The organism is Lignipirellula cremea, from assembly GCF_056501455.1.
Map to the genome: position 1 here is coordinate 5,619,487 of NZ_CM151415.1, position 17,592 is coordinate 5,637,078.

At 65.6% G+C, this 17,592-nt stretch carries 13 protein-coding genes; 10 read left to right on the plus strand and 3 right to left on the minus strand.

What is annotated here, in order from left to right:
* Positions 1–69 precede the first annotated feature (69 nt).
* Entirely contained in the window at positions 70–1,284 is a 1,215-nt protein-coding gene (locus tag SH602x_RS22035; protein WP_479474336.1) for an argininosuccinate synthase, read from the minus strand.
* 226 nt (positions 1,285–1,510) lie between these two features.
* Here SH602x_RS22035 and larB point away from each other — a divergent pair, with 226 nt between their 5' ends.
* The 3 genes from larB (at position 1,511) to SH602x_RS22050 (ending at position 5,587) form a co-directional block, all read left to right on the plus strand.
* Positions 1,511–2,290: a nickel pincer cofactor biosynthesis protein LarB gene (larB, locus tag SH602x_RS22040; protein ID WP_479474337.1), complete on the plus strand. Its 780-nt coding sequence runs from the start codon at positions 1,511–1,513 to the stop codon at positions 2,288–2,290.
* Entirely contained in the window at positions 2,287–3,192 is a 906-nt protein-coding gene (locus tag SH602x_RS22045) for an NAD(P)H-hydrate dehydratase (RefSeq protein WP_479474338.1), read from the plus strand. Before larB ends, SH602x_RS22045 begins: the two co-directional genes overlap by 4 nt.
* A gap of 232 nt (positions 3,193–3,424) precedes the next feature.
* Positions 3,425–5,587, plus strand: a complete 2,163-nt coding sequence (locus SH602x_RS22050; RefSeq protein WP_479474339.1) for an alpha/beta hydrolase — start codon at positions 3,425–3,427, stop codon at positions 5,585–5,587.
* Between the two features lie 133 nt (positions 5,588–5,720).
* Here the strand turns inward: SH602x_RS22050 and cobA are convergent, their stop codons facing one another.
* On the minus strand, positions 5,721–7,289 hold the full coding sequence (cobA, locus tag SH602x_RS22055) for a uroporphyrinogen-III C-methyltransferase (RefSeq protein WP_479474340.1): 1,569 nt from the start codon (positions 7,287–7,289) through the stop codon (positions 5,721–5,723).
* Between the two features lie 162 nt (positions 7,290–7,451).
* Here cobA and SH602x_RS22060 point away from each other — a divergent pair, with 162 nt between their 5' ends.
* Positions 7,452–8,888, plus strand: a complete 1,437-nt coding sequence (locus SH602x_RS22060) for a tetratricopeptide repeat protein (RefSeq protein ID WP_479474341.1) — start codon at positions 7,452–7,454, stop codon at positions 8,886–8,888.
* Between the two features lie 136 nt (positions 8,889–9,024).
* Positions 9,025–9,303, plus strand: a complete 279-nt coding sequence (rpsT, locus tag SH602x_RS22065; protein WP_479470962.1) for a 30S ribosomal protein S20 — start codon at positions 9,025–9,027, stop codon at positions 9,301–9,303.
* A 318-nt stretch (positions 9,304–9,621) separates the two neighbouring features.
* On the opposite strand, the gene SH602x_RS22070 is transcribed toward rpsT, so the two are convergent.
* A complete protein-coding gene (locus SH602x_RS22070; RefSeq protein ID WP_479474342.1) occupies positions 9,622–11,058 on the minus strand; it encodes a hypothetical protein in 1,437 nt (478 codons plus the stop codon).
* Between the two features lie 479 nt (positions 11,059–11,537).
* Here SH602x_RS22070 and SH602x_RS22075 point away from each other — a divergent pair, with 479 nt between their 5' ends.
* From SH602x_RS22075 to coaE, 5 genes are all read left to right on the plus strand, one after another.
* Entirely contained in the window at positions 11,538–12,032 is a 495-nt protein-coding gene (locus tag SH602x_RS22075) for an RNA polymerase sigma factor (RefSeq protein WP_479474343.1), read from the plus strand.
* A complete protein-coding gene (locus SH602x_RS22080) occupies positions 12,025–12,429 on the plus strand; it encodes a hypothetical protein (RefSeq protein ID WP_479474344.1) in 405 nt (134 codons plus the stop codon). Before SH602x_RS22075 ends, SH602x_RS22080 begins: the two co-directional genes overlap by 8 nt.
* Positions 12,430–12,469: 40 nt before the next feature.
* Entirely contained in the window at positions 12,470–13,360 is an 891-nt protein-coding gene (locus SH602x_RS22085; protein WP_479474345.1) for a hypothetical protein, read from the plus strand.
* A gap of 111 nt (positions 13,361–13,471) precedes the next feature.
* A complete protein-coding gene (polA, locus tag SH602x_RS22090) occupies positions 13,472–16,570 on the plus strand; it encodes a DNA polymerase I (protein ID WP_479474346.1) in 3,099 nt (1,032 codons plus the stop codon).
* Between the two features lie 127 nt (positions 16,571–16,697).
* Entirely contained in the window at positions 16,698–17,303 is a 606-nt protein-coding gene (coaE, locus tag SH602x_RS22095; protein WP_479474347.1) for a dephospho-CoA kinase, read from the plus strand.
* The last annotated feature ends 289 nt before the right edge of the window (positions 17,304–17,592 follow it).

Consider the following 17,592-nt stretch of genomic DNA (forward strand, 5'->3'; position numbering starts at 1 on the left):
ACAAACGCTTTGGTGCCCTGACGCTGACTACTTCCTGCAAGACACGGAGGGCTCACACCCTCCGCTCGCCTAGTAGCTTCGCGGACGAATGTGTCCCTGCACGCGTGCCGGCAGACCCTGGATACGGAGGAAGCCTTCGGCATCCGTCTGGTCGTAGGAGCCGCCGCCTTCCATCGTGGCGATCCCTTCGTCGTACAGGCTGTTGGGGCTGCTGCGACGTTCGACGGTCAGGTTGCCCTTGTAGAGTTGCAGCGTCGCCTCGCCCGTCACCGGCTTCTGCGCTTCGTTGATGAGCGCCATCAGCGCGTCCATCTTCGGGCAGAACCAGAAGCCGTAGTAGATCATCTCCGCCACCTCGGGCGCCATGCGGTCCCGCAGGTGCGTCAGGTCGCGGTCGAGCGTGAGCTGTTCGACCAGGCGGTGCGTCTCGTACAGGATCGTCATCCCGGGCGCTTCGTAGACGCCGCGGCTCTTCATGCCGACGAAGCGGTTCTCGATCATGTCGATGCGCCCGACGCCGTTGCGTCCGCCGATCTTGTTCAGTTCCTCGACGATGCCGGCTGCCGAGAGCTTCTTGCCGTTGACCGAGACGGGAACGCCGCTCTCGAAGGCGACGGTGACCGATTCGGGCTTATCCGGCGCGTCCTGCGGCGAGACGGTCATGCCGAAGTCGACCAGCGCGCAGCCGTTGACGTCCAGCTTTTCCAGGTCGCCCGCTTCGTAGCTGATGTGCAGGCAGTTCTCGTCGCTGCTGTAGGGCTTCTTCGACGTCGCCTTGACGGGGATGCCCTTCTCTTCGCAATACTCGAGCATGGCCGTCCGACCGGGGAAGCGGTCGCGCCACTCTTTCATGCGCCAGGGCGCGACGACCTGCACCGTGGGGTCGAGCGCTTCCGAGGCGAGCTGAAACCGGCACTGGTCGTTCCCCTTGCCGGTCGCGCCGTGAACGAAGGCCTTGGCGCCGACTTCGCGAGCGACCTGCAGGCAGACCCGCGAAATCAGCGGGCGGGCGATCGACGTTCCGAGGAGGTAAACCCCCTCGTACTTCGCCTGCCACATCAGGGCGGGAAACGCGAACTCGCTGCAGAGTTCTTCGCGGACGTCGATGATCCGGGCGCTCGCGGCGCCGATGTTCTTCGCCTTGTCGAGGATGGCCTGGCGGTCCTCGCAAGGCTGCCCCAGATCGACGTAGACGGCGTGCGTGCGATAACCTCGATCCTGAAGCCATCCGAGAAGTACGGAAGTATCGAGACCGCCCGAGTAGGCCAGAACGCAGTCTTGCATGCGGAAAAACGACGGTGAAAGGGTGACGGTTCGGCCTGTACCAGTTCGGCGAACGGAGCCGGCCATTGTGGTTTCCGCGTAAGATTCTGACAAGAAGCGGCAGGTTCGGGGGATTGCGACAAGCGCGCTCTTCCCTGAGCGGGGGACGACTGTCCCCCGAGGCCGCATCGAACGAGCGCCAGGAACCTCGGGGGATTTACATCCCCCGCTCAGAAAATACGAGAACATGCAGCACGAAGACTGGTCCCATCTGGGCGAAGCGCTCCTCGCGGGTCGCCTCTCCCTTTCCGAATTCGCGGCGGCGGCGTCCAGCAAGGAAACCGGCGCGGAGATCGCGCTCGAGGGGGCGACGCTCGACCTGGATCGGACGCGACGCTGCGGCTTTCCAGAGGTCGTCTACGCCGAAGGCAAGCCCGACGACGCCCTGCTCGCCGCCACGAAGCGCCTGCTCGTCCACCTGGGCGAGGTCTTTCTCACCCGGGTCAGCCCGTCGCAGTACGAACTGCTCGCCGATGTCGGCGACGAGCGGATCTACAACCCGAGGGCGCGGACCCTGCGGATCACCGCGGCGGACTATGTCGCCCCCGAACCCGTCGGCAGCGTGGCGGTGGTGACCGCGGGGACGAGCGATCTGTTCGTCGCCGAAGAGGCGGTCGAGACCCTCCGCTGGATGCGGGTGCCGGTCGATCTGATCGCCGACATCGGCGTCGCGGGACCTCATCGCCTGGCCGCGAGGCGGAAGGAACTGCTGGGCCGCGACGCCGTCGTGGTGGTCGCCGGGATGGAAGGCGCGCTCCCCAGCGTCGTCGCGGGCTACGTCGACTGCCCGGTCATCGGCGTTCCGACCAGCGTCGGCTACGGCGCCAATCTCGGCGGCGCGGCGGCTCTCCTCAGCATGATCAACAGTTGCGCCTCGAACGTCGCGGTCGTGAACATCGACGCCGGCTTTCGCGGAGGCTATCTCAGCGGCATGATCGCCCGGAAGCAGAGCAAGGATAACGCATGAAGTCCCCTCCCCTGCCCCGCCTGTCGAAGCGTCAGCCTGACGGGCATAAGGGAACGTACGGTCGGGCACTGCTCATCGGCGGGTCGCGCGGGATGGCGGGATCGATCGCCCTCTCCGGCATCTCCTGCCTGAAGAGCGGCGCGGGCCTCGTCACGCTGGCCGTGCCCGACCGGTGCGTGGAGACGGTCGCGGGCTATCACCCGGCCTACATGACGATCCCGCTGCCCGACGACGCGAACGGAGCGCTCGCGGAGAAGGCGCTGGCGAAGATCCTGGAACTGCTCGAATCGAAGGATACGGCAGCCGTCGGACCGGGGATGGGCCAGTCGCCGGACGTGCAGCGAATCGTCCAGGAACTGTTCGCCTCGGCGCCCTGTCCGCTCGTCATCGACGCCGACGGCCTGAACGCGCTGGCGAAGGCGGGCGCGGCGCTGAAGGTTTCCTATCACCCCCGGATCCTGACGCCCCATCCGGGAGAGTTCGCGCGCCTGGAGGCCCTCCTCGAAGAAGAATCGGCTTCGCCCGCGAACGAAGGTAGAACCACGAAACCCGATCGCGACCGGCAGAAGGCCGCCGCCCGGCGCCTCGCGGCGAAGCTGAACGCGATCGTCGTGCTCAAGGGCCATCGCACGTTCGTCACCGACGGCGAACGGACGTACGAGAATGACACGGGCAACCCCGGCATGGCGACCGGCGGCACGGGCGATTGCCTCACCGGGACGCTCACGGCGCTGCTGGGTCAGAAGCTCGCTCCGTTCGACGCCGCCCTGCTGGGCGTGCATGTGCATGGTCTCGCCGGCGATCTGGCCGCCGCGGCCTGCGGGCAGGTCGGGATGACGGCACTCGATCTGGCCGAGCATCTTCCCGCGGCGTTCAAGGCGCTGGAACGCAAAGAGAGCTGAATCATTCGTCGGCGAGCGGAGGGTGTGAGCCCTCCGTGTCTTTCTTGTCGAAACGCGTACCGACTGTTCGAAGGAACGGAGCCTTCACTTCCTCGCACAGGACACGGAGGGCTCACACCCTCCGCTCGCCCCAGACCCTGTCGGAATCATTTGGTTTCTCGTTACGGCCGGGTCACAATATCGACGCTCCTGCTCGGCTCCCCTCCTCTGCCTGCCCCCTGAGATCGCTCCCATGCTCCGCCTCATCGATCGCGTCTGCGGAACGGCCCTGCGCCATTTCGCGATGGCGGCTCTCGTCGCCGTCGCCGCAGGTCCGACCCTCGTGCCTGCACAGGAACCGTCGTACGGCATGCAGGCGTCGCAGCGCTGGTTCGAGAAGCAGGTCTTCGACGTCGTACAGCCGCGCGAAGCGGCCTTCTACGACGAAGTGCAGTCCTGGGACCATTGGCAGGCGCTTCGCGAGGAAGAGCATGCCGCGCTCTGGCACGACCTGGGACTCGACGGGCTCGAACTGGGCGGACCGCTCGAAAAGCAGGTAACGGGAACCGTCGAGCATGACGGCGTCGTGGTGGAGAAGCTGCACTTTCAGTCGCTGCCCGGCCTGTACGTGACGGCCAACCTCTACCGTCCGAAAGATCGCGAAGGCAAGCTGCCCGCGATTCTGTATCTATGCGGTCACGGGCGCGTCGAGAAGGACGGCGTCAGCTACGGCAACAAGGTTCACTACCAGCATCACGGCATCGGCTTCGCGAAGCATGGCTTCGCCTGCCTGGTGGTCGACACGATTCAACTCGGCGAGATCGGCGGCCTGCACCATGGCACCCACAATCTGAAGCTGTGGGACTGGGTCGACCGCGGCTACACGCCTGCCGGGATGGAAGCCTGGAACGCGATGCGGGCGATCGACCTGCTGGTCGCGGACGAGCGGATCGACGCGAACCGCATCGGCGTCACCGGTCGCAGCGGCGGCGGAGCCTACTCCTGGTGGACGGCCGCCCTGGACGAGCGCGTGAAGGCCGCGGCCCCCGTGGCCGGCATCACCGATCTGCAGGATCACGTGGTCGATAACTGCGTCGCCGGACATTGCGACTGCATGTACTTCGTGAACCGCCGCGGCGTCGACTACTCGCGCGTCGCGGCGCTGGTCGCTCCGCGGCCGCTGCTGCTGGTCAACACCGACCGCGATCCGATCTTCCCGCTGCTGGGCGTCGTGCGGACCATCGCGCCGGTCTTCGGCCTGTACGAACTGGCGGGCAAGCGGACGGACGTCGGCGTCGCGTTCGGCCCGGGCGCCCATCAGGACACGCCCGATATCCAGCTTCCCGTGCTGCGGTGGATGCTGGCCCATCTGCAGCCTGACTTCGCGGGCACGGTCTCCGTCGACGCGTTCGGCGACAAGCCCTTCGAGCCCGAACAGCTCAAGGTCTTCGATCAGATTCCGAAAGACGAAATCGTCACGAAGATCCATGAGATCCGGCTGCCCGCGCGCGAGCTTCCTCAAAAGCTGACGCCGGGCGAATGGAACGAACGGGCGGCGGAGCTTTCGGACTGGGCCCGCGAATCGGCGAAGGCTGACACCGCGGCCATGTCGGAATTGCCTGCTCGTTCCGGCGATTCGCGAGAGTGGGTCCGCTTCGCCGAAAGCCGCGAACCGTCCGGCGTCGGCTTCGGCTGGTCCGCCGCGATGCAGGCTCCCCGCGACAAGGCCCCGGCGCCGACGATCGTATTCGTCGAGTCGGGCATGGGCGAAACGGGCCAGTCGATCGCTGACGGAAAGGGCGCCGAAGAAAAGACCGACGAAGAAAAGACTCCTTCGCGCAGCCCGCTCCCGGCGAACTGGAAGCTGCCGACCGATCAGGAGAGCGCTCTCGAACTCGCGAAGGCCGGGAACAGCTTCATCTACTTCCTGCCGAGCGGAACGGGCCCGACCGCCGTCGGCGGCGACGAGAAGGCCCGCACGCACTGGCAGCGAAAGCTCTACCTGCTGGGTCAGACGCCGCCGATGCTGCGAGCGGAGGATCTGGCGCAGGGCCTCGATCCGCTGCTGCAACTCGCCGCCGAGGAGAGCGAGAGCGGCGATCTGCCCGCGCGCGTCTACGCTCGCGAGGACGCCGTGCTGCCGGTCCTGGTATGGGCCGTGCGCGACGAGACGCTCGAAGCGGAACTCCATCTCGACCTTCGGAACTGGCGCCGCGACCAGACCCAGTGGATCGGCATCGCGCAGACGATGGACCCGCGGGAACTGATCCTGCTCGCCGCCGAGCGGCACGACGTCCACCTGATCGTGGACGACGACGACCGCGCGGCGCTGGAAGCGCTCGCCGATTCGATCGGACGCCGCAGCTTCCGGATGTCGTTCGAATCGCCGGACGTCGAGTCAGGCGAGACGAAGTAGAAAGGATCGGAGTTCACCTCCCGTAGGGCTGGCGCCCTCGCCTGCCGCGACGCTGGTACCGACGGCAAATGGCAGGCGAGGGCGCCAGCCCTACAAGACCCGGGCGCCAGCCCTACGAGATAAGCCTGCGAGACTACGTTTCGCTGTCGTCGTCGAACGGGTGCAGGATGCCGGCGAGCGCCGCTTCGGGGTCGACGCCGGCAGCTTCCAGAAGGGCGCAGGCGATGCCGCGCATGGTCGCGGCGGAGGCTTCGACCGCGGCCGGATAGCCCAGGTCGGCCAGCGTCTGGCTAGTCAGCGGACTGATGCTGACCAGCTTCGTCTGCTTCAGCCCTTCGCCGTACAGTCGCACGAGCGATCGGGCGATCATCGAACTCGTGGCGACGACGTAGTCGATCTCCCCGTTCTGCATCCGCTCGATCGTCGCTTCGTCCGCGACTTCGACGTCTTCGCTCGCGTAGAAGACGACCTGTTCCACCGAACGTCCCGCGGCGACCAGCGTTTCGGCCAGCGTCTCGCGACCGCGACTGGCACGGACCAGCAGGACCGGCTTTTCGCCCGGCAGCGTCATCAGCGCCTCGGCCAGCGTCTCCGCGCGGTAGGGCTCTGCCGCGATCAGATCGGGCACGTATCGCTCCTCCCGAAGCGCGGCTGCGGTCCCGGGTCCGATGGCGACCAGTTTCGCCGACCCGAGCGCCCTCGCGTCCTTCCCCGCCAGGGTCAGCGCTTCCGCGAACGCCTCCGCCCCGTTGCGACTGGAGAAGGCGATTGCCTCGAACTGATTCAGCCGCCCGATGACCTCCTGCACGGCATGCGACGAGGCGAGCGAACGAATCTGAATGGCCGGCGCCAGGATCGTCTCCGCGCCGAGTTCCGCCAGGGGAGCGGCCAGCGCCGCCGCCTGCGCCGCGGGTCGCGCCACGAGAACCGTCTTGCCGAACAGCGGTCGTCGACTGAACCAGTCGTACCGCTCGCCGAGCGTCGCGACGTCGCCCACGATGGCGAGAATCGGCGGGCGCAGCTTCTGCGTTCCTTCGAGCCGGTCGGCCACCTCCGCCAGCGTGCAGCGATGCACGCTCTGCTCCGGCAGCGAACACTTGCGGACGAGGGCGACCGGCGTCGCGGGATCTTTGCCTCCCGCCAGCAGCGCGGCGGACCAGGCGCGGGCGGTGGTGACGCCCATGTAGATCACGATCGTTCCGGGGAACTTCGCCAGCGCCGCGAAATCGACGGCGGTCTCGGGCTTGTCGTTCGCTTCGCGGCCCGCGACGAGGGCGACGGCGCTCGCCAGGTCGCTGTGCGTGACCGGGATGCCGGCGTAGGAACCTGCCGCCAGCGCGCTGGTGACGCCCGGCACGGTTTCCCAGGGAATGCCGGCTTGTCGCAGGGCCTCCATTTCCTGAGCGCCGCGGGCGAAGACGGCGGGGTCGCCTCCCTTCAAGCGGACGACGATCCGGCCCCGGCGAGCATGCTCCACCATCGCCGCTTCGATTTCGACCTGGGTCCAGATCCGTTCGCGGCCATGCTTTCCCAGGCAGATGGTTTCCGCTTCGGGCGAAACGAAGTTAAGCGCGGCGGGGTTAGCCAGATAATCGTAAAGGACGACCTCCGCCCGGCGAAGAACTTCCACGGCGCGCAGCGTGAGCATGCCCGGATCGCCCGGCCCCGCCCCCACCAGATAGACCTTGCCGAAACGTTGCATGCGAGAGGCGACCGGGGCGACGGTCTGGACTGAAGTCTACGAATCGACGGATCTCCGACAGCAGAGAAATCTCCCGCGTAGTTTGACTCTGCCCGCCGACCCTCGACAAGAAGAGATAGAATGAACGTTCTCTCCCGCGGGTCTCTTCCCTCCCCATCCGCGATGAACTCCGCCGATCATTCAGGCTTCGCGGAGCCCTTTCCCGTTCCGGACGGCGACGCCAGCCGTCGCCTGCAGGCGACGTTTCGTCGCGCGGTCGCGACGGCCGAACGGCCCGACGCCGACGGACGAATGATCTATTCGGCGATCGCGGCCTGCTTCGCGCAGGATCCCGGAACGACGCTGTACGCCAAGTCGTTCGTCGAACGAATTCGCGCTCGTAGCGGGGCGAACGCGACGGGGCGGATGCTCCGGCGCTGGTTCGGCAATTCGAAGAAGCTGCGCCAGGCCCTGGAACGGGGAGCCTGGAGCGAGTTCTTCCCGGCGGCGATCGACCGCCTGTCGCACGATCCCGACGACGCCGAAACGGCGAGCATGCTGGCCGAAGCGTGCGTCGCGGGCGCGGCGTACGGCTCGGCGCTCATCTTGTTCCAGCACGCCACGCGAAGCGCCAAGGACGATCCGGAGATTCACCGCAAGGCGGCCCGAATCCTGGGATCGATCGGACGTTACGACCAGGCGATCCTGCTGTGGCGCCGGGTCGAATCGCTGGTTACGGGCGATTCCGAAGCGGGCGAGCAGATCGCCCTGCTTACGTTCGAAAAGAGCGGAAAAGTTCCCGATACGGTCCGAGACGCTTTGAAGCACGAAGGCGCCGAGAGCCCGGCCCCGGCGAGACTGCGTCCGCCTGCGAAGGCGAAGAAGCGGCAGGCCTCCGACGCGATCCCCCAGACGCCGGTGCAGCAACTGGCCCAGCACGTCGAAGAGCGTCCCGACGACTTGGCGAAGGTCTTCGAGTACGTGACGCTGCTCGAACAGGAACGAAAGTTCGACGCGGCCGAACGGACGCTCGAACGGGCCCTGGCGGCCAGCGGGCGGTCGCTGCTGCTGCTCGAACGGCTCGAAAACGTGCAGATGGAACGGGCGCACGCCCAGTACGAGACCGCGGCGGCGTTCGTCGAACGCGAGAACGTCCCGGCCGCGCGGGAACTGGCCGGCAGACTGCGGCAGAACTGGCGCCGCGTGCAACTGGATGCGTTCCGGTCGCGCTCGCTGCGGGAACCCGATCGCCTGGACTGGCGGTACGAGTATGCCTGGCGGCTGAAGCGGGAAAAACTGTACGAGGCGGCGGAAGAGGCGTTCCGGGGCCTGATCGAACGGGCGCCCGATCGATGCGAATGGATGATCGACCGGGGGGAGTGCCTGCAATTCCTGGAACGGTTCGACGAGGCGCTGGCCAGCTACGAACAGGCGGCGAATCACGCTCCGCCGGGGGAGGTCCGCCTGCTGGCGCAGTACCGGTACGCGGTTCTGGCGGTCGGGATGGAGCGGCTCGACGCGGCCCAGCCTTATTTCGAGGCGATCGTCGCCGCGGAACCGAATTTCAAAGACGCCCGAGAGCGTCTGGACAATCTCCGCCAGATGCGTCAAAGTAGTTGATTCTTCGCGGCGGCAGGATCTACCTGTCGACGTCTCCGGATCGGGGGCGTCCGGGGACTGTGGTTCTCCGCCGTCAAATGATCGCCGTCGGCGCCTCGCCGCCGCAGAACCAAGACTCAGAACGTCCGCGACGAACATGCCTAATTCGCCCAGCGCCAAGAAACGTCTCCGCCAGAGCATCGAACGCCGCGATCGCAACCGTGCGAAGAAGTCGGCGATCAGGACCGCGATCCGTGCCGTCCGCGAGGCCGTGCAGGCGGGCGACGTGGCGAAGGCTGACGAGGCGTTCAAGCTCGCCGCCAAGCGTCTCGACCGCGCCGGCGCCCAGCGGGTGCTCCACCCGAACAAGACCTCCCGCCTGAAGAGCCGCCTGTCGGCTTTCATCAAGAAGGCGAAGCAGCCCGCCGCGGCGTAGTCGCGCGACGCAGTCGCCCGCGTCAGATCGCGGGAAGCCGCGTCTTCGCTGAGTTGAATTCATCAAGCCTCGCCACGGATCCCGTCGCGAGGCTTTTTTCGCGCGCGATACGCAGGGACTGCAGAGGGTCGGACAGGAGCCGAACCTGTCTCCGTCGATTTCTCAGCCGATCGACCGGGACCGCCCTGGTTAACGAGCGCCATAGGGCGACCCGACTCGGCGCCGAATCCGCCTTCGACGGCCAGATCCGCAACGAAACGAGGCCCGGGAGTCGCTACTCCCGGGCCTCGTTCGAATCTTTCGGTTCTTGACCCGCGATCAGTTGCGGATGGGAACGGTGCGCGGACGGAAAGCGGAGCCGCCGGCGCCTTCGACGCTGGGCGCTCCGCCGCCGGCTCCGAGCGGGGTGACCGTCGCCTGGGCACGATAGCCCATGTACTCCAGCAGTTTCTGCAGGTCGATCCGCTGGATGCTGTACTCGTCCGCTTCGCCCAGCATGCGGCTGTAGGTATCGCGGAACGCCTGCGGCGAGCTGTCGGTCGGACGTTCGCCGACGACCAGGTAGCGCGTCTTCACCGACATGGTGCCGGTGTAATCGCCCTGCTCCGTCATTTCCGCGTCGATCACGCCGTTGTTCGAGCGGATGATGTTCCGGACCAGGTCCAGGTCGGAGTCTCCGTCGCCGTCGACGTCCAGGATGCCGGCCAGCGCGAAGCGAACCTGGTCGCCCGCGTTCCAGACCGGCGACTGGATCAGATCGCTCCGCTGGATCGGATTGAACGCGTCGGATTTCAGAACCCGGAACTCGGCCTGATGCGGCCCGGTGATTCGCGTGATCTCGATCTGGCCCTTCGGTTCGACTTCGCCGAAGCGGGTCTCTTCCTGGTTGTAGATGGAGAACGTCGTGGCCGGCTTCAGACCGTCCGCTTCGCCGATGTTGACGTAGCCCCGGTCGTTCCGCTGATCGATCTGGGTGATGCGACCGTCCGCGGGGCTGGTCAGTTCGCCTTCGTATTTGGCCAGCGTTTCCTGCAGGTTGGCGACGCTCACCGTGAACGTCTGAATCTGGCTCTGGAGCTGGTTGCGTTCCGTCTGGAAGTCCTGGTTCAACTTGGCGATCTGCGCGTTCTTGTCGCCGACCGTCTTGGCTAGGGTATCCCGTTCCGCGTCGACGCGGGTCTTCTCCTGCGTCGCCTGCTCCTTGATCTTGTCGCGGTCGGCGATCGCGGCGTCCCGACCCTTTTCAGCCTCCGCCGTCTTGGTCTGCTCGGTCTGCTTGACCTGGGTCAGTTCGAGATCCTTCAGCCGGACCTGTTCCCGGGCGTCCGCGACGCGGGCGTTCAGATCGCGAATGATGTCCATCAGGTTCTGCGGCAGAACGTGGTAGTTCCGGTTCTCGGCCGGGAACTCCATGGCGAAGCTCTGCATGTCGGTCTTGTACGCGTCGCCGATCGCCTTGACCTGGGCCTGCAGTTCAGGCGTCCCGCTGGTGGCGACCATCGACTCGTACGACTGGACCTCGGCCTCCGTCTTGGGGGCGTTGCCGACGTAGTGGGCGACGAGGTTGAACGCCGCAGCGTTTCCTTCCGCCCGCTTGCGCTCCGCCTGAAGCTGCGTCTCCTTCGAGGCGACGGCCTCATCGGCCCGCCGGGCGGAAGTGTAATAAACCCAGGTCGTGGCGCCGAGCACGACGGAGATCAACACGAAGATGATCAGCGCGGCCTGGAGCCAGACATTCTCGCGAGAAGCAGCCATTTGGGTACCTGAAGGAGGAGCGAGGCCCCTGGGTTTCAGCGTGGCGTACGCCGTTCGGCGAACGAATATCGGGAACGGCGAACCGACGAATCGGCTCTCGTCGCGAACGCGGCAGCCGAATCGCCGTAGCGATAAGAGGATACGGCACCCGAATTCTAGTTGACGCGGTGCGCCAGTCAACGAAATCGGAATCGGCGTCCGACGACCTCCTTCCGCAGCCGACGCCCGCAAGACCGGAACGTCGCACGTTCCGACCGATCGGCTGACCGCCCGAAGCTCCGCCGCTCTCGCCCAATCGACAGAATTCCTACAATCGATTAAACGGCGGACCTCCCATTCGCGATCAGCGATCCGTGAAGCGGTCGCGGCGTCTCGAAGGGATTCGGGAGAAATCCGTCTCGCTCGTGCATAAATTCGCCGAACGGGACGTGGATACGAGTAAGGACGCCTTCGATCGAACTTGCAGGGACGCCGGGACGATGTCTCCTTCCGCGTGGCTCGGCCCGCTGTACGAACAGTTCCGTCGGGAACTGTTTCTGACGGCGTGGTCGACGCTCCGACAGCGGGAGGCGGCTGAAGACGCCGTCCATGCCGCGATCGTGAAGCTCGCGGCGCTCGACGCTCCGCCGCGGGATCCGAAGCTGTACCTCTTTCGCTGCGTCCGAAACGCGGCGATCGATCTGAGGCGGTCGCAGTTCCGTCGGAGCGAAACGAGCCTTCCCGGCGACGACCAGATTCCTTCGCAGCGCCTGGACGTACCGGATGGCTTCGACGAGGAAACGCTTCGCTCCGTCCAAGGCGTTCTCGAAACGCTGGACGAGCGAAGCCGGGAAACGATCGAACTCCGGCTCCATGCCGGGCTGACGTTTCGGGAGATCGCCGACTTGCTGAACGAACCCTTGCCGACCGTCGCTGCGCGCTATCGCCGGGCGCTGGAGCGACTGGGCGAGCGACTGGAGGCGCCGCATGAATGAACTCGAACGGACGGAACTCGAACGCCTTGTCGCCGCGACAGGCCCTGCCGGCCCGAGCGAGGAACTGGACGCGCGGGTGCGGCAGACGCTTCTCTGCCTCGACGATCGCCGCAGGAACGACGGCGACCGGCCACCCCGTCGCAGGCTTGCGTTGGCGTTCGCTGCATCGGTAATCGCCGCGACGGGAATCGGATTCCTCGGCGGGCGGCTGACGGCCGTCTCGAACGATACCGATCTCGACGCCGTTCACGGTTACGCGAATTCGACGGAGGTCGCCTCGAACGTAACCACAGTCCTGCTCGAGGAGGAACAGGTAGCGAGCCTTCTCCATCCCCGGTCGCGGGAAGGCCTGCTCGGAGCCGGACCCGTGACGGTCAAGATCTCCAACGTTCCCTGACGTCTCGACGGACTACTCTTTCTTACCTGAAGGACTCTCGATGTCGAATCGATGGATCGCATTTTTCGCTTCGATCGTTCTCCCGTGCATCGCAGCCGCCCAGTCGCCGCCCGCTTCGCCGCCGCCGGCTCCTGAGACTTTATCGACGCTGCAAGACCTCAAGGGCCCGATCTACGCGGTCGAACTGGTGATCGTGGAAGGAGGCGGACACATCGCCGACTTGCATTCGCATTCTTCCGACCCCGCTCTGCCTGCTCCATCGGATCCGAAAGCGACGTTCGCAAGCCCGGAGGAAGGCGACGCGGCGTCAGCGAATACGCCGCCGAAGACGATCCAGGAGGCGCTTCGATACGAACCGATCGCCGAAGCGCTGAAGACGCTTCCGCCTCTCACGTCGATCTCGGGCGAGATCGTCTCGCCCGCCCCGCAACCGACGCCTACGGTCACCTACGCCAAGTCGCGCGACCTGCGTACCCGGATAGCCGAGGATCCGAACGTCAACATCATTTCGGCGCCGAGATTGTCAGTGATCGAGAAGCAGGAAGCGACGGTCTACGTCGCCTCGCAACAGGTCTTCGACTATCTGGTTCCGCTCGGCGACGGCAAGTTCGAGCTTCGCAAGACGGAAGCCTACGAACTGGGAATTCGTCTGAACGTGACGGTGAGTCCCGGCGACGATTCCGATTCGGTCGTTCTCTCTCCGATGGAGATCGAAGTAACGTCCCTCGACGGTCGCGAACCCGTGAAGGGACTGAACCTCGACGTCGGCAAGCCGATCGTCTCGGCCCGGTCTCTGAAGACGACGGTGCCCGTACGACTCGGCGAGGAGCGCCAGATTCCGATCCCGTCCGGCCCGAACCGCGAGGCCGCCGTCATCCTGCGGGTAGAACGCATCGAATCCAATCAGATGAAGACGCAGCAGCAGCGGTAGACAGCCGAACTCCGGGATGCATTCGAACGCGATCCGGCTCCTTGCGGACTCCTTTACGAACCGACTGGAGTTTCTGAGCGACTGGCGCCGCGACGCCCCGAACCCGTCATAATGACGCGTTCGCTTCGCTCCGCTCTCTCGATCGATCGCATGGCCCGCAAGAAGTCCGAATCGCAAGGCCGCCTGGAATTCGGTTCGGGCGAGGCGAATCCCGGCGCTGCGGAAGCGCGGCCGGAGACAGCAGGGGGCGAGGTCGAATCCCGAAATGCCGCTGCGGCCGCGAAGCCCGCGGTCGAGCTTTCTGCCGCCGTTTCTGCTCCGGCCGCTCCGGTCGCTGCCGTCGATTCGGGCAAGTCAGAGACGGGCGGGTCGCGCAAGACGGTCTACGTCCTCGACGCGTACGCGATCCTGTACCAGGTTTTCCACGGCATGGGCCCGATGACGAGCCCGTCGGGGCAGCCGGTCGGAGCGATCTACGGCTTCTGTCGCGACGTGCTGGACCTGTTCGACAAGCGCAAGCCGGACTATCTGTTCTGCGCATTCGATTCGCACGGCGTCGGCTTTCGCAGCGAACTCTTCGCCGACTACAAGGTCCATCGCGAGGAGATGCCGGCGGACCTGCGGTTCCAGGTCGGGCGGCTGAAGGAGACCCTCGAAGCGCTGGCGATTCCGATTCTGGAATGCCCCACATTCGAAGCCGACGACGTGATGGCGACCGTGGCTCGTCGGGCCGTCGAGGATGGACTCGACTGCTATCTGGTCACGAACGACAAGGACTGCCGCCAACTGCTGAACGAGCACGTTTCGCTTTACTACATCCGCAAGCAGGAGATGTACGGCCCCGAGCGCCTGCTAGTCGACTGGGGCATCCGACCCGAACAGGTGGTCGACTTCCAGACCCTGGTGGGCGATCCGGTCGACAACATCCCGGGCGTCCCGCTGATCGGGCCGAAGACGGCGACCGCCCTGCTTCAGGAATTCGGCACGCTCGAAAACCTGCTCCAGAATATCGACAAGGTCCCCGGCAAGAAGAAGCAGGAGAACCTTCGCGACTCGCAGCCGACGCTTCCGATCAGCCGCGATCTGGTGCGCCTCCGCGACGACGTGCCGGTCGAAATCGATTGGGAACGCGGCTGCGCGGGCGGAGGCGACCCCGGCGCCGTCGATGCGATCGTGCGCGAGTTCGGCTTCCGCGGGCTCGGTCAGCGGATGATGGTTCTGGCGAATCGGGGCTGCGACAACCCGCTCTCCCTCGATCTGCCGGCAGACTTCGAGGTCTCGGGCGGAGCGTCTTCTTCCGACGATTCGCGGCGCCTGAGCAAGGTCGGCGACGCCGAATGGAAAGCCGACTATCGCCTGATCGACGACGAAGAGAAGTTCCAGGCCTTCCTGGCGGAGCTCTCCCAGGTCGAGGAGTTCGCCTTCGATACGGAAACGACGTCGACGCATCCGCGACACGCGATCGTCGTCGGCCTGTCGTTCTGCTGGAAGGAAGGCGAGGCGTACTACCTGCCGGTGATGGGGCCGCCCGAGTCGAAGCTGCTCGACCGGGAGTCGACCATCTCCAGCCTCAAGCCCATTCTGGAGGATCCGAGCCGGCGCAAGCTGACGCATCACGGCAAGTACGACGTCCAGGTGCTGCGCACCGCCGGGATCGTCGTTCGCGGGATCGTGTTCGATTCGCTGGTGGCCGATTACCTGCTTCAGCCGGGCGCGCGAGCGCACGGCATGGACGAGCAGGCAAAGTACTACCTGCGACACGAGAACATCTCGATCACGTCGCTGATCGGCACGGGCAAGAAACAGATCCGCATGGACGAGGCGGAGGTCGCCGACGTCGCCATCTATGCCGCCGAGGACGCCGACGTCACGTACCGTCTGGGGAAACTGCTTCGCGAATCGATCGACGACGCGGGTCTCGCCCTGCTGTTCGACGAGATCGAGATGCCGGTCTCCGAAACGCTGACGGAGATGGAATACCGCGGCATCGCCGTCGACGGCGATCGCCTGCGCCTGCTGGGCGAAGACCTGGGCCGGCAGATCGAGGCGCTGCGCGAACGGTTGTTCGAGATGGCGGGCGAGCTGTTCAACCCCGACTCGCCGAAGCAACTCGGCGTGCTGCTGTTCGAAAAGCTCAAGCTCCCCGTCATCAAGCGGACCAAGACCGGTCCCAGCACCGACGCTGAGGTGCTCGAAGAGCTGGCCGATCGCCTGGGCGAAGGATCGCTCCCCGCGGCGCTGATGGAGTACCGGCAGCTTACGAAGCTGAAGGGAACGTACATCGACGCGTTCCTCGACCCGACCTGCCAGATCATCCATCCGAAGACCAATCGGATTCACACCTCGTTCATGCAGGACGTCGCCGCGACCGGGCGTCTGAGCTCGAAGGATCCCAACCTTCAGAACATCCCGATCCGCAGCGAGAACGGCCGCGCGATCCGCAGCTCGTTCATCCCGGGCGAACCGGGGTGGAAGCTCTTCTCTGCCGACTATTCGCAGATCGAACTGCGGGTGCTGGCCCACTTCTCCGGCGACGAAGCGCTTCGCGACGCCTTCGCCCGCGAGGAAGACATTCACACCCGCGTCGCCGCCCAGGTCTTCGGCGTGGCGCCCGAGGAGGTCGACCGGGAGATGCGGCGCCGGGCCAAGGCCGTGAACTTCGGCATCATCTACGGCCAGAGTCCGTTCGGGCTGTCGAAGGGGCTGGGCATCTCTCGCGAAGAAGCGGCCTCCTTCATCGACGCCTACTTCCGCGGTTATCCCGGCGTGCAGGAATTCATCCTGCAGACTCTTCGCGACACCAGGCGGCTGGGATACGTCTCGACGCTGTCGGGCCGCCGACGACCGGTCGACGGCGTGCGGGATCCCGATACGGTGAAGGATCCGTACCAGCGCACGGTGCCCGAGCGGATCGCGGTCAACACGGTCATCCAGGGGACCGCCGCCGATCTGATCAAGGTTGCCATGGTTCGGCTGGAACAGGCCATCGCGTCGTCGAACCTTCGCGCCCGGCTGCTGCTCCAGGTGCATGACGAACTGGTGCTGGAGACCCCGGAGGAAGAGGTCGACGCGGTCGCCGCGATCGTGCGCGAGACGATGACCGGCGCCGATCGACATCCGTGCCTGCAACCGCTGGCCGTTCCGATCAGCATCGACGCCAAGGTGGGCGACAACTGGCGCGACGGCGTGCCCTACAAGTTTTCGAACTGATCGATCTCCTGTAGGGCAGGCGCCCCGCCTGCCATGAACGCTTCCTGCGCTGCGGCGGCAGGCGGGGCGCCTGCCCTACAAGACGCAGTTCGCGACTAAGACCACGACCCAGACGATACGACAGCGCATGATCATTCTCGGCGTGGCAGGCGGCATCGGAAGCGGGAAGAGCTTCGTCACGCAGCTCTTCGAGCGCAACCACGGCGCGGTCGGGATCTACGCCGATCGAATCGCCCATGAGCTGCTGGACCGGGAGGACGTGATCGAGGAACTGGCCTCCCGATTCGGTTGCGAAATCCTCGACGATGCGGGCAAGGCGGTCCGCTCGCGACTGGCGACGCTAGTGTTCGGCGACGACGAATCGCACACGGCGAATCGCAAATTTCTGGAGAGTGTCCTGCATCCCCGGGTGCGAAAAGAAATCCTGCGACGGATCGAGGAACTCCGACACGAAGGGGTCGCATTGGTGATCCTCGATATTCCGCTGCTCTTCGAGTCGGGGTGGGACCGCGACTGCAACGGCGTGGTTTTCGTCGATGCGAGCGAGGCGACGCGGATGGCCCGGACGGCTGCCCGGGGGTGGAGTTCGGCGGCCCACCGGCAGCGAGAGGCTCATCAACTGCCGCTGGAAGAGAAAAAAAATCGTTCCCGCTGGACGGTCGCGAACGAGGGGGACAGTTCGGTGACGGAGCGGCAGGTCGCGGACCTGCTACAAACACTTAAGGGGCATTAATCTCCTTAAACCGGTTTCTTCACGGAATTTACGGAACTCATCGCCCGCATCGGCGTTAGAAAAAGGCGAGATGCTTCGTTCCGTCGGAGCGCGGGAGTTTCTAGAATAACCCCACACCGCGAACGAACACGCCACTAAGGACGCGCTGCCGCCTGGCTCGGAATGCTCGGCGGCCCTTATCAACGCCCGGCCCCATTAGCCCCTCGTCGTTCGCTGCAGCGCCTCCGCTGCTTTCGCCGTTTCGCCTCCCCCGAGCGGGGCGATCGAAGCGATCTGATTCGGAGTCTCG